Below are 12,974 nucleotides of genomic sequence, written 5' to 3' on the forward strand. Positions count from 1 at the left end.
GCAACAGCAGTATCTCGGGAATACCTCCAGGATATGACTCTTCTTTTTTCTCTCCAGCGTGAAAGGCCAGATAACATCATGTCAGCAAAATCACACTTTCTGAAAAAACTGCAGGCCAGACAGACGCTCCCCGGCTTGCCCGTCACTAAGCATCAGGCTGATATCGCCACATTTCGCTCGCGCATGACGCAACTTCAGGAACAGATGGCCGGGTGGCTGGTGGATACGGGGATAGAGGTGCAAACAATACCTGTTTCTGTCACCGATCTGCTGGTGGAGGGCGGGGCTTTTGATGTCCCCGGCCTCGTTCTGCGTTATGAAAACCAGGCTGTAAAATTTCTGCCGGTATTTTTGTACGGTCAGGGCGTGACGGGGGGCGTGGAGATAACCCTCCAGACCGGAGAACACCTTACTGTATTAGGACGCTTATACAGGCGGGCAGGTAACGTCAGCGTCTGGATGTACGCGCCGAAAAATGACATCTCCCTGCCACAGCAGATGTTCGACGAAGATACCTTTTTTCGCCTGATTACCGCTCTTTTACCCCAGCAGGCTTGTGAATATTAACTTTTATTTTTGGCAGTATTCATCGAGTTTATTCATACGGCGTATTGAGTGCGAAGGGGCACTGCTCCGGGAAGCGGTATTAGCTGCCATCTGACGAAATTAACCTGCATGGATTTTCAGGAACCACTGAGTGAATAGTCAAAGAATGTTAAAGACTGGCGGCGATCCACGCGGCCTTCCCGATTTTACCCCATTGCGCGATGAACTAAGTAAACTGACGCATCCGGCGCGCCCGGATGTGGACTGGTTATATGCCGAAAAGCTCTGTCTTTCTCTGTTTGAGCAAAATGGCGCGGAGTTGCAGACGGCTGCCTGGTACACTCTGACGCGGCTGCAGTTGGCTGGAGTGGGGGGATTGAACGAAGGGTTGGCAATACTGGCGGTATTGATCTCCCGTCAGTGGGGATCGCTGTGGCCGCAGTCGCCCCGTGCGCGAATGGAAATCCTCAGTGCGCTGAGTAAACGGCTTCAGCAGATGATGCGTACGCTGACCTTATCTTATGCCGATCTCCCGCAATTACATCAGGCTTTGCAACATATCTCCTATTTTGGGGAGGTGTTACAAAAGCGGGAGCTGACAGACTTCGGTCAGACAGAAGCGCTGCGCGTACAGTTACACAATACGGTGGTAAGGCTGGAAAACAGCGTGCCACCAGGTCTGCCATCAGCATCTACAAGCGAAACACTGACTGCCTCCATTAACCGTCATGCGGATACGGTTGCCGAACCTGACGGTTACCATCAATGGGTTTTTGTCGCACCGTCAGAATCTACGGTAAATATTGCCCCTCCAGTACGTTGGAAAGCGTTTGTGGCGGGAATGGCGCTGATGCTGGTGGCGGGGGGCGCATCGCTGTGGGGTTGGCAGGCATGTCATCGGGCTGAACCTTTGGTTTCACAGCTGAACACTTCATTGGCCGTGGCTCCTGAGCCGTTGACGATGGCGCAGTTGCAGGTATTAAGACAGCAAAAACTGCAACCAGAAGTGATTACTCTCCGTACCCGACAGCAGCTGGAACGCTTGTCTCTATTACCGCCAGACTCAACTTTTCGCCAGGAAACACAGCTGATACAACAACTGCGAGCCCTGTTCCCGGACAATGCTGAAGTAAGACAGCTTGCCAGTCAGTGGCGACATCAACAGGAAGCAACAGCACTTGCCCCGCAAAGTCTTAATGGCTGGTATCAGGGAATGATGAAACTACAGCAATTGGCAAACCAGTTGAATGCGCTGGACGAAAAACGCGGTAAATATATGACCGTCAGTGAACTGAAATCGCAGGTTTTTACCATCACACAGTTGTTTAGCCAGACACCGCCTGTAGAAGAGCACTTACGGCAATTCGCGCAACAGTCATCACGCAATCAGGCCTTAGCTGTGGCGATAGACAGTCATTTGCGCCAGTTGTTGGCTAGATACAGTTTGCTGATGGACAGGGAAAATGATCATAATGAAATTAACAACGGAGGAGGAGTCTCTGGCGGCAAATAATCGAGCAAAGTCCGCTAGTAAATCACGTTTCTCCAAAAGCAAAAAACCAGCCCGTAGGCTGGTTTCTTTAAATGTGGTGCCCGGACTCGGAATCGAACCAAGGACACGGGGATTTTCAATCCCCTGCTCTACCGACTGAGCTATCCGGGCAACGAGGCGCATTAAACCCGATTCACCTCGTTTCGTCAACGAAATTTCTTCAAATCAATGCAGACTGCACAATCTATCACCACATTGCTGGTATTGCACGCATTCTCAGGCAAAAAAGGCAGTCCATGCTGCGGAAAGCGGCATTGCCAGTAGCAGGGCGGGAAGCATATTCACCACCGCAAACATTTTGATTCCGCAAATACGTAGACCCGTCGCCAGCAACAGCAGTCCGCCTACCGCGCTGAAATCGGCCATCATGGCTGGGGTTGTCAGCGGTAAAATCAGAGCCGCGCAGGTGGCGAGCGTCAGCTGGATTGCCAGCATTGGTATGAAAATGGCAGATACGGCGATTCCTAGCGAGCAGGCGAAGATAATAGCGGTGAAGAAATCGAGAAATGACTTCGCGATTAAAATATTAGGATCGCCGGTCATCCCTTCATGTATCGCCCCGAAGATCCCGGTTCCGCTGGCGCAAAACAGCACGATGATAGCCACGTAGCTTTGGATGAAAGATTCGTGTGTTGCATTGACATCCGATTTGGTGAAAAGCTTCTGTGCTTTGGCGACCGCGGTATTAATGCCTTTTTCCAGATGACAGAACTCGCCGATCAGCGCGCCGACCAGCGTTGCCAGCACCATCACCGGCAAATTGGCGCACTTGATGACCAGTAAGATACCGATGCCTAACGAGGCCAGCCCGAAAATAGAGGTCATAGAGACCCGAATTCGTTCTGGTAAATGCTGACTGAGCAGCGCACCAAGAACGCCACCGAGTAAAATGGCGCTGGCATTGATAAAGGGTCCGATTACCACATTCGCTCCTGCATATCCATTATCATCTTGATATTAAATGAAATGAGTTGGGTATAATTATGTTTTCAGAATGCATTATTATGACGCTAATATTCGATAGAATGCTTGTTTATCTGTGAGGTCTATGCACTGGATTTTATCTTGCGCCTGATAGTGAAAGCTGCCATGATTGCGCGAATTTTCTCCTGTCTGAATGGGGCTGCCTGGGATGTTATTATTACCCTTACATCACCTTTCTGCGCGACGTTTGCCCCTTCCTGCGACATCTCTTTATTCTCTCACCATGCGGTGACGGCAGCGCACGCTCACTGCAGGATAACAGTAAAATCAGAGGCTATCTGCTTTTACTGATGTCTGGCGGTCGGGGCTGGTGACCAGTTTGACCTGTCATTTCGTGGGGCATAGCAATGCGGCTTTGCCCGGGACTTTTGATTCTCCCGATACGGGTTTTTGCGCTTATGAAATCAATGAATATTGCCGCCAGTGGTGAACTGGTTTCTCGTCTGTCTACTCATCGCAAGGTGGTGACGCTGGACAGTACCGATTTTACTGACGTCGCGGCAGTCGTCATTACCGTTGCGGACAGCCGCAGCGGGATCCTGGCTTTGCTAAAACGCACCGGGTTTCACTTACCGGTGTTTATATTTTCAGAGATCAACGTGGATGTACCCGCCGACGTTGAGGCGGTTATCTGCGGCAATGCGCAGGACTGGCTGGAACTGGAGTCTGCCGCCTGTCGGTATGAGGAAGATCTGCTGCCACCTTTCTATGACACGCTGACGCAGTATGTTGAAATGGGGAACAGTACCTTTGCCTGCCCTGGACACCAGCATGGCGAGTTTTTTAAGAAGCACCCTGCGGGTCGTCATTTCTATGAATTCTTTGGCGAGAACCTGTTTCGCGCGGATATGTGCAATGCTGACGTTAAGCTCGGCGATCTGCTGATTCATGAGGGGTCCGCGAAGCATGCACAAAAGTTTGCGGCTAAAGTCTTCCACGCCGATAAAACCTATTTTGTGCTGAACGGGACCTCTGCAGCAAATAAAGTGGTGACCAATGCGCTGCTGACGCGTGGCGATCTGGTGCTTTTTGACCGTAACAACCATAAGTCGAACCACCACGGTGCGCTGATCCAGGCGGGGGCGACACCGGTTTATCTGGAAGCGGCGCGTAATCCGTTTGGCTTTATTGGCGGCATTGATGAACACTGCTTTGATGAGGCGTATCTGCGCCAGCAAATCCGTGAAGTCGCACCGCAAAAGGCTGACCAGCCGCGTCCGTTCCGCCTGGCGATTATCCAGCTTGGAACCTATGACGGGACAATCTACAACGCCCGCCAGGTGATCGATAAGATCGGTAGCCTGTGTGATTACATCCTGTTTGATTCCGCATGGGTTGGCTACGAGCAATTTATCCCGATGATGGCTGATGGCTCACCGCTGCTGTTGGAGCTGAATGCTAACGATCCGGGGATCTTCGTTACCCAGTCGGTGCATAAACAGCAGGCCGGATTCTCGCAAACTTCGCAGATCCACAAAAAGGATAACCATATTCGTGGTCAGGCGCGTTTCTGTCCGCATAAGCGCCTGAACAACGCGTTTATGCTGCATGCTTCCACCAGCCCTTTTTATCCGTTGTTTGCGGCGTTAGATGTGAATGCCAAAATCCATGAAGGCGAAAGTGGACGTCGGTTATGGGCGGAGTGCGTAGCGTTGGGAATTGAGGCCCGTAAAGCGATACTTACCCGCTGTAAGATGATTCAGCCGTTTATTCCCCCAGTGGTTGATGGTAAACCGTGGGAAACCTATCCGACGGCGGTGATTGCCAGTGAGCGTCGCTTCTTTAGCTTTGAACCTGGCGAAAAATGGCATGGCTTTTCCGGTTATGCGCGTGACCAGTATTTTGTCGATCCCTGCAAGTTGCTGCTAACCACCCCCGGCATTGATGCACAAACCGGGAAATACACGGCGTTCGGCATCCCGGCAACGATTCTGGCGCACTACCTGCGTGAAAATGGCATCGTGCCGGAGAAGTGCGATCTGAACTCGATTCTGTTCCTGCTCACTCCGGCAGAAAGCGCAGAAAAAATGGCACAGCTGGTAGCTATGTTGGCGCAGTTTGAACAGCATATTGAAGATGATACGCCGCTGGCTGACGTGTTGCCGACAATCTTCAATAAGTATCCGGTACGTTACCGGGACTACACGTTGCGTGAACTGTGTCAGGAGATGCATTCACTGTACGTCAGCTTTGATGTGAAGGATCTGCAAAAGGCCATGTTCCGTCAGGCGAGCCTGCCTGCCGTGGCGATGAACCCGCAGGATGCCAATAGCGCTTTTATTCGTGGTGATGTTGAACTGGTTCGCATTTGCGATGCGGAAGGCCGTATAGCTGCTGAGGGAGCATTGCCTTATCCTCCTGGTGTGTTGTGCGTGGTGCCAGGTGAAGTATGGGGCGGGGCGGTACAGCGTTATTTTCTGGCGCTGGAAGAGGGTGTGAACCTGCTGCCGGGCTTTTCGCCGGAGTTGCAGGGCGTTTACAGTGAGACTGATGCGGACGGTATTAAGCGTCTGTATGGCTATGTCGTGAAGTAAGCGCCATCTGGCCAAAAAAAAGGTCACCATTAGGTGACCTTTTTTCATCAATAAAGATTAATGTGCGATAGTCTGCGTGCCAGTCGGAACGCGTACGTGTTTATATTTAAACAGTGCCACGAAAGCGAAGGCCAGAACCAGTGAGTAGCCAGCGAAGATCAGCCACACCGTCTGCCAGTCAGTGATACCATTCAGCGTGTAGTACTCAACCACTTTACCGCTCACCAGCCCACCCAGAATACAACCGAAGCCGTTGGTCATCATCAGGAACATACCCTGTGCACTGGCGCGGATTTCAGGACGTACCTCTTTCTCTACAAACACGGAGCCCGAGATGTTGAAGAAGTCGAAGGCACAACCGTAAACAATCATCGACAGAACCAGCAGCACGGTACCGAACGGAGTCGGATCGCCGTAAGCAAACAGACCGAAGCGCAACATCCACGCCACAATACTGATAAGCATAACGTTCTTGATACCGTAACGGCTTAAGAAGAACGGGATGGTCAGGATAAACAGGGTTTCAGAGATCTGGGAAATAGACATCATCACCGACGCGTGCTCAACGATAAAGCTACCAGAGAACAGCGGGTTGTTATCGAAGCTGTGCAGGAAGGTATTACCGAACATATTGGTAATCTGCAATTCTGCGCCCAGCATCATTGAGAAGATGAAGAAAATGGCCATACGCTTGTTTTTAAACAGCGCGAAGGCATCCAGGCCAAGCATTGATGTCCAGCTCTGATTTTTCTGCTGATTGGCAACCGGAATGTGTGGCAGCGTCAGGGTGAACAGGACCAATACGACGGATAATGTTGCGCCGATATAAAGCTGCATATGGCTCAGTTCAAAGCCAGAGAAGCTGACTGCCCACATGGCCAGAATAAAGCCGATGGTGCCCCAGATACGGATTGGTGGGAAGTCGGTGACAATATCCATCCCGGCAGACTGCAAGCGATAGTAAGAGATGGTGTTGATTAACCCCAATGTTGGCATATAGGCCAGCGAGTTAAGCAAAATCACAAAGAACATTGCCCCAGGCGTGGTCACTTCGGCTGCGGCGAACAGCGTTCCTGCACCGACCAGGTGGCAAAGCGCATAAACCCATTTTGCACTGATCCATTTGTCAGCCACGATCCCTAACAGGGTAGGCATAAACACGGCGGCAATCCCCAGCGAGCTATACACTGCGCCGATGGATGCACCGTCGAATTTAAGGGTGACAAACATATAGGAGCCGAGGGTTGTCAGCCAACTACCCCACAGGCAGAACTGCAGAAACGAGAGAACTTTCAGCTGCAGCTTAAGATTCATGTTAATTTCCTCACACCGTAATGCGGATGGATGTTTTAAAAGGCACATTTGCCGTTGCAATATGATGTGATTCTATCAATGAGAGACACTCTTTTTTTGTTAGCTGTGACAAATATTTGCAAACAATTTCTAATTGCAAAGCAAAATAGTGACGGAGTTAACACTTTTTCCTCCTCTGCCGCGGGAATGAGCGGGCAGAGGAGGAGGGGATTATCGACGTCGATAGGTTTTCTGTGCGGAATTGACCTTGTAAAGATAGCGACGTGATTCTGCAGAGGGATGTCGCGTGGTCAGAGTTTGGTAAACGTCACCAGGTGACATGCTATTGATAATATTCGCGGCCTGAATTTTATCGTTAGAGAAAACGCGCAGCACGCTTCCCGCGCCGCCGTTATAGGCGGTGATGACCGCATAACGACGCGAGGTTGGATTATCAATACCGCCCAGATAGACGTTGTTGAGCATCGCCAGATAGGCCGTACCCGTATCAATGTTGCTGGCTGGGTCGAACAGGAAGCTGCGGCTTGGCGTACCTGAGCGCCCCTGAGAACGGAACACATCTTTCCCGGCGCTATGTTGGACTACCTGCATGAGTCCCAGCGCATCAGCATGGCTGACCGCATAAGGGTTAAAAGAGGATTCGGTCTGCATGATAGCCAGAATCAGTGACTCATCAACGCCATACTTCCGTGATGCCTGACGCACCATACCAACGTACTTATGCGCACGCTTATCAAGATGGTTTGGCACCAGATTAATGGTCACGCTATAGATGATACGCAGCCCGTTGCTGCGGCTCTTCAGGCGCGTTTGTAGCAGATAGTTGGCAAAGTTAGTGGCACGTCCCTCCCAGCGAATCGGTTGGCCGGTATTATCAACCACCTGCCCGTAGAGGAACGGTTCTTTGGAAATTTTGATGTCATCGACATCGGAATAGAGATCGATAGATCCCGGATCATCGCCCATCAGCAATGTCTTGATGATCGCCCGACGCAGGTGTCCGGCGGGATCTGTCCCGGCAATGGTCTCGACGGTGATTGTACCGTCATCGAAGTTGATATGGCTGCGGGTTTGATACTGATCGGTATACTTCACGTAGTCCTTCGGACCCGCAATCAGCACTTCCTTAAACCCCCACAGATTCTCAATGTTATGGGCAAACTGCCCCATCAGAATATCAAAACCGTTGGTATCCTTGACCCAGGCTTCATTATAGGAATCGCCTTTTTTGGTCGAACTGGAACAAGAGATGAGCAACGGCGCAATAACGGCAAGCGCGAGAAATTTTTTCATCATTCCGGGAGTGCGTGTTGTGTTTGTTATTGGCAAGGACCAGATTAAATCGTAGGCCGGATAAGCGCAGCGCCATCCGGCAACGGTTCTTATGACTCTGGTGTATAGCCTTCAATATGCACATCTTTGCCTTCAAACAGGAAGTTGATCATTTCCTGCTCCAGCAGTTTGCGGTGCTCGACGTTCATCATATTGAGCTTTTTCTCGTTAATCAGCATGGTTTGTTTATGCTGCCACTGCGCCCACGCTTCTTTAGAAATCTCGTTATAAATGCGTTTTCCCAGGTCGCCCGGGTACAGCTGAAAATCCTGGCCTTCGGCTTCGCGTTGCAGGAAAGTGCAAAAAATTGTTCTGCTCATTAAAAAATCCTCTCTATCGACCGATACGTTAAATCTGCGTACCGGCGCGTAATTGCTGTAACAAACGCTCCACGGGAGCCGCCAGGCCGACTGACGGCGGTTGCGCTAAGTTATACCAGAGCGCGTTGCCTTCATCCATGCATGTGGTGAATGAGGACACGCGAAGCCACATAGGCACAATATCTAAATGGAAATGGCTAAAAGTATGGCGAAACGCATTAAGTTGGGTCAGATTATCTGCGTTAATTTGTCGTTGCGCCAGCCACTGACGAAGCCCATCTTCATCGTCAAACTGCGGAAAACAGTATAATCCCCCCCATAAGCCGCTGGGTGGGCGCTGCGCGAGCAGCACCTCATCATCATGTTGCATCAGTAAAAAATAGCCCGTCCGTTCGGGTAACGTCTGTTTGGGCTTTTTACCGGGGTATTGTGCCCAGCTTGCATTGGCGGTCGCCACACAGCCATTTTCTAACGGGCACAGGGAGCACTTAGGTTTTGAGCGCGTGCAGACCATTGCCCCTAAGTCCATCATTGCCTGGTTGAAACGCTCAACGCCGCGGGCAGGTGTGACTTGCTCGCTCAGTTCCCACAGTTTCTTCTCGACCTCTTTCTTACCAGGCCAGCCGCTGACAGCATAACAGCGAGCCAGCACGCGTTTAACGTTGCCGTCGAGAATCGGAAAATGCTGACCCAGAGAAAGCGAAAGGATCGCGCCTGCCGTTGAACGTCCAACGCCTGGCAACGCAGCCACTTCATCAAAGGTCTGTGGAAATACTCCACCATGCAGGGTGACCACCTGCTGCGCGGCCTTATGCAGATTTCGGGCACGGGCGTAATAGCCAAGGCCGGTCCATAAATGCAACACTTCATCCAGCGGTGCATGGGCTAAATCCGTAACCGTTGGGAAGCGCGCCATAAAACGCTCATAATAAGGGATAACGGTCGCAACCTGGGTTTGTTGCAGCATGACTTCTGAGAGCCATACTTTGTAAGGCGTCTTGTCAATTTGCCAGGGCAACGTTTTCCGCCCGTATTTGTCGTACCAGCTCAACACCTGAGCTGAAAATTGAGACGCTTGCATGATTACCGTTTCATTATTGCCGGGGGCAAGATTGCAGCACAGAGGCAACAGGGTGTAAACCGGAACTTTCCGCTGCTCACTTTCTTCCTTTACTTGCATCCGGCAACTAACTTTGGATAATGCCCGTTTTCGGAACTCAAACACAGCAGACTAAACTTTTATGAAGAACGACGTCATTTCACCGGAATTTGATGAAAACGGCCGCCCTTTGCGCCGGATTCGTAGTTTTGTTCGTCGCCAGGGGCGACTGACGAAAGGGCAGGAACACGCGCTGGAAAACTACTGGCCGGTGATGGGCGTTGAGTTCAGCGAAGAGCCCGTGGATTTCACAACGCTGTTCGGTCGCGATGCGCCAGTGACGCTGGAAATTGGTTTTGGTATGGGCGCTTCGCTGGTAGCGATGGCGAAAGCGCGTCCGGAACAAAATTTCCTTGGTATTGAAGTTCATTCTCCGGGCGTTGGCGCGTGTCTGGCATCAGCCCATGAAGAGGGCGTCGAGAACCTGCGCGTAATGTGCCATGATGCCGTTGAAGTCCTGCATAAAATGATTCCTGACAATTCTTTATCTATGGTTCAGCTGTTTTTCCCTGACCCATGGCATAAAGCACGTCATAATAAACGCCGTATCGTTCAGGTGCCGTTTGCTGAACACATTTTGAGCAAACTGAAGCCTGGCGGCGTTTTCCACATGGCAACCGACTGGGAAGCTTATGCGGAACACATGCTTGAAGTGATGTCCTCCATTGACGGATATAAAAATCAGTCAGAGAGTAACGATTATGTACCGCGCCCACAATCGCGCCCGGTAACCAAATTTGAACAACGTGGTCATCGTCTTGGCCACGGCGTATGGGACTTAATGTTCGAGAGGGTGAAATAATGGCAAAGAACCGTAGCCGTCGTCTGCGTAAAAAAATGCACATCGACGAATTCCAGGAAGTCGGATTTTCGGTTGCATGGCGTTTCCCGGAAGGTACATCGGGCGAGCAGGTCGATAAAATCGTTGATGACTTTATTGATGAAGTGATTGAGCCGAACAAGCTGGCTTTTGACGGCAGCGGCTATCTGGCCTGGGAAGGTCTGATCTGCCTGCAGGAAATCGGCAAATGCACTGAAGAGCATCAGGCAATCGTGCGTAAGTGGCTGGAAGAGCACAAACTCGAAGAAGTGCGCACCAGCGAACTTTTCGATATTTGGTGGGACTAAGTAGCAAAGGGTCGGCAAATGCCGGCCCGATTTGTATTGAGGGAAAGATATGATGCGCAAAACGCTGCTGGCGGCAGTCCTAACGTTCACGGCGATGGCCGCACATGCAGATTACCAGTGCAGCGTCACCCCGCGTGACGATGTGATTTTGAGCCCACAAGCGGTGCAGGTGAAGGGCGAGAACGGCGACCTGATTATTACCCAGGCCGGCGATGTCACCTTTAACGGTAAACAGTACAACCTGAACGCCGCACAGCGTGAGCAGGCCAAAGATTATCAGGCGGCGTTGCGTAGCAGCCTGCCGTGGATTGACGAAGGTGCCAGAGCGCGCGTAGAGAAAGGTCGTGTGGCACTGGATAAAATCATCGCCAAAGAAGTGGGTGAAAGCAGCAACATGCGCGGCCGCTTAACCAAGCTGGATACGCAATTGAAAGAGCAGATGAACCGCATCATCGAACACCGTACAGACGGTCTGACCTTCCATTATAAGGCAATCGATCAGGTGCGTGCTGATGGTCAACAACTGGTCAATCAGGCGATGGGCGGTATTTTGCAGGACAGCATCAACGAGATGGGAGCGAAAGCCGTGCTCAAAGGCGGTGGTAATCCACTGCAGGGCGTGCTCGGTAGTCTGGGCGGTTTGCAAACGTCAATTCAGAATGAGTGGAAGAATCAGGAACAAGACTTCCAGCAGTTTGGCAAAGATGTTTGCGCACGCGTCGTGATGCTGGAAGATAACCGTAAATCCCTGGTTAGCACTCTGAAATAATATTCACCTCTTTTTAACGGCATAGAAACATTTCTGTGCCGTTTTATTTTGTGTTTATCTTCTTTTTTGATATCCATCTCTAAGAATAACAATTTCATGGAAATATAAATCTGGTTAATTGGATTGCGTCACATTATTCATCTGTGGGATGGACATAATGCAGCAAATTCAAGTAACTGGAGAAATAACATGGAGTTTTTCAGAAAAACGGCACTGGCAGCATTGGTTATGGGTTTCAGCGGTGCAGCGCTGGCATTACCCAATATCACCATTTTAGCGACTGGCGGGACGATTGCTGGTGGCGGTGATTCCGCGACAAAATCTAACTACACGGCGGGTAAAGTTGGTGTAGAAAACCTGGTAGATGCAGTGCCCCAGCTGAAAGACATTGCGGTCGTGAAAGGTGAGCAGGTAGTGAATATCGGCTCCCAGGATATGAATGACGAAGTCTGGTTAACACTGGCGAAGAAGATCAACACTGAGTGCGATAAGACTGACGGATTTGTGGTTACTCATGGTACGGATACCATGGAAGAAACCGCCTATTTCCTCGACCTGACCGTGAAGTGCAACAAGCCGGTGGTACTGGTCGGCGCAATGCGTCCGTCTACGGGTATGAGCGCCGATGGCCCGTTCAACCTGTATAACGCAGTGGTAACTGCCGCAGATAAAGCCTCCGCCAACCGCGGTGTGCTGGTGGTGATGAACGACACCGTTATGGATGGTCGCGACGTGACCAAAACCAATACCACCGATGTCGCTACCTTCAAATCCGTTAACTATGGCCCGCTGGGTTATATCCATAACGGAAAAATCGACTACCAGCGTACGCCTGCGCGTAAGCACACCACATCGACTCCGTTTGATGTTTCTAAGCTGACCGAGCTGCCGAAAGTGGGGATTGTTTACAACTACGCGAATGCTTCCGATCTGCCGGCAAAAGCGCTGGTTGATGCCGGTTACGCCGGGATCGTCAGTGCGGGTGTAGGTAACGGCAACCTGTATAAAACCATTTTTGATACGCTGGCAACTGCCGCGCATAAAGGTACGGTAGTCGTACGTTCATCCCGTGTACCGACGGGTGCAACTACCCAGGATGCAGAAGTGGATGATGCGAAATACGGATTTGTGGCTTCAGGCTCGCTGAACCCGCAAAAAGCGCGTGTTCTGCTGCAGCTGGCATTGACTGAAACCAAAGATCCTAAGCAGATTCAGGAAATGTTTAATCAGTATTAATAGCTGAAGGTGGCTGTGCCCTGGCCTTTCGTAGGCCGGATAAGGCGCAGCCGCCATCCGGAAAATTGCCTGATGGCGCTACGCTTATCAGGCCTACGTT

General features: G+C 51.0%; 12 protein-coding genes and 1 tRNA gene. 7 read left to right on the forward strand and 6 right to left on the reverse strand.

Features of this window, described 5'->3' with window-relative positions; translation table 11 throughout:
* Together NNO02_RS14045 and NNO02_RS14050 are read left to right on the forward strand one after the other, a co-directional pair.
* Positions 1 to 567, forward strand: a 567-nt coding sequence (locus NNO02_RS14045) for a hypothetical protein (protein ID WP_333908931.1), incomplete at its 5' end; no start/stop codon positions are given.
* 130 nt (positions 568 to 697) lie between these two features.
* A complete protein-coding gene (locus tag NNO02_RS14050) occupies positions 698 to 2,059 on the forward strand; it encodes a VasL domain-containing protein (protein WP_271455068.1) in 1,362 nt (453 codons plus the stop codon).
* 74 nt (positions 2,060 to 2,133) lie between these two features.
* Here NNO02_RS14050 and NNO02_RS14055 read toward each other — a convergent pair.
* Both NNO02_RS14055 and NNO02_RS14060 read right to left on the reverse strand, forming a co-directional pair.
* Positions 2,134 to 2,209, reverse strand: a tRNA-Phe gene (locus tag NNO02_RS14055).
* 105 nt (positions 2,210 to 2,314) lie between these two features.
* Positions 2,315 to 3,022, reverse strand: coding sequence for a DUF554 domain-containing protein (locus NNO02_RS14060; protein WP_271450375.1), 708 nt, complete (start codon positions 3,020 to 3,022; stop codon positions 2,315 to 2,317).
* Positions 3,023 to 3,480: 458 nt separating this feature from the next.
* Here NNO02_RS14060 and NNO02_RS14065 point away from each other — a divergent pair, with 458 nt between their 5' ends.
* Positions 3,481 to 5,616 (forward strand): ornithine decarboxylase, encoded by a 2,136-nt coding sequence (locus tag NNO02_RS14065; protein ID WP_271455069.1) that lies wholly within the window; start codon positions 3,481 to 3,483, stop codon positions 5,614 to 5,616.
* A gap of 57 nt (positions 5,617 to 5,673) precedes the next feature.
* On the opposite strand, the gene NNO02_RS14070 is transcribed toward NNO02_RS14065, so the two are convergent.
* The 4 genes from NNO02_RS14070 to mutY form a co-directional block, all read right to left on the reverse strand.
* Complete coding sequence (locus NNO02_RS14070) at positions 5,674 to 6,930, reverse strand: nucleoside permease (protein WP_137382607.1); 1,257 nt, start codon at positions 6,928 to 6,930, stop codon at positions 5,674 to 5,676.
* A 210-nt stretch (positions 6,931 to 7,140) separates the two neighbouring features.
* Positions 7,141 to 8,226, reverse strand: coding sequence for a membrane-bound lytic murein transglycosylase MltC (gene mltC / locus NNO02_RS14075; RefSeq protein WP_137382608.1), 1,086 nt, complete (start codon positions 8,224 to 8,226; stop codon positions 7,141 to 7,143).
* Positions 8,227 to 8,312: 86 nt separating this feature from the next.
* Positions 8,313 to 8,582 carry an oxidative damage protection protein gene (locus NNO02_RS14080; RefSeq protein WP_003027126.1) on the reverse strand — a complete coding sequence of 90 codons (270 nt, stop codon included), beginning with the start codon at positions 8,580 to 8,582 and terminating at the stop codon, positions 8,313 to 8,315.
* Positions 8,583 to 8,610: 28 nt separating this feature from the next.
* The gene (gene mutY, locus NNO02_RS14085) at positions 8,611 to 9,663 is read right to left on the reverse strand and encodes an A/G-specific adenine glycosylase (protein WP_271455070.1); all 1,053 of its coding nucleotides are present in this window, start codon (positions 9,661 to 9,663) and stop codon (positions 8,611 to 8,613) included.
* 160 nt (positions 9,664 to 9,823) lie between these two features.
* On the opposite strand from mutY, the gene trmB reads away from it, so the two are divergent.
* The 4 genes from trmB to ansB all read left to right on the forward strand — a co-directional run bounded on the left by trmB (position 9,824) and on the right by ansB (position 12,874).
* Positions 9,824 to 10,543 (forward strand): tRNA (guanosine(46)-N7)-methyltransferase TrmB, encoded by a 720-nt coding sequence (trmB, locus tag NNO02_RS14090; RefSeq protein ID WP_271455071.1) that lies wholly within the window; start codon positions 9,824 to 9,826, stop codon positions 10,541 to 10,543.
* Positions 10,543 to 10,869, forward strand: coding sequence for a YggL family protein (locus NNO02_RS14095; RefSeq protein ID WP_198905818.1), 327 nt, complete (start codon positions 10,543 to 10,545; stop codon positions 10,867 to 10,869). Before trmB ends, NNO02_RS14095 begins: the two co-directional genes overlap by 1 nt.
* Positions 10,870 to 10,918: 49 nt before the next feature.
* Positions 10,919 to 11,638: a DUF2884 domain-containing protein gene (locus NNO02_RS14100; protein ID WP_271455072.1), complete on the forward strand. Its 720-nt coding sequence runs from the start codon at positions 10,919 to 10,921 to the stop codon at positions 11,636 to 11,638.
* A 189-nt stretch (positions 11,639 to 11,827) separates the two neighbouring features.
* The gene (gene ansB, locus NNO02_RS14105) at positions 11,828 to 12,874 is read left to right on the forward strand and encodes an L-asparaginase 2 (RefSeq protein WP_040232083.1); all 1,047 of its coding nucleotides are present in this window, start codon (positions 11,828 to 11,830) and stop codon (positions 12,872 to 12,874) included.
* Positions 12,875 to 12,974 lie beyond the last annotated feature (100 nt).

It is taken from the genome of Citrobacter sp. Awk 2 (assembly GCF_028069815.1).
In the GTDB taxonomy this organism is placed as follows: Bacteria; Pseudomonadota; Gammaproteobacteria; order Enterobacterales; family Enterobacteriaceae; genus Citrobacter.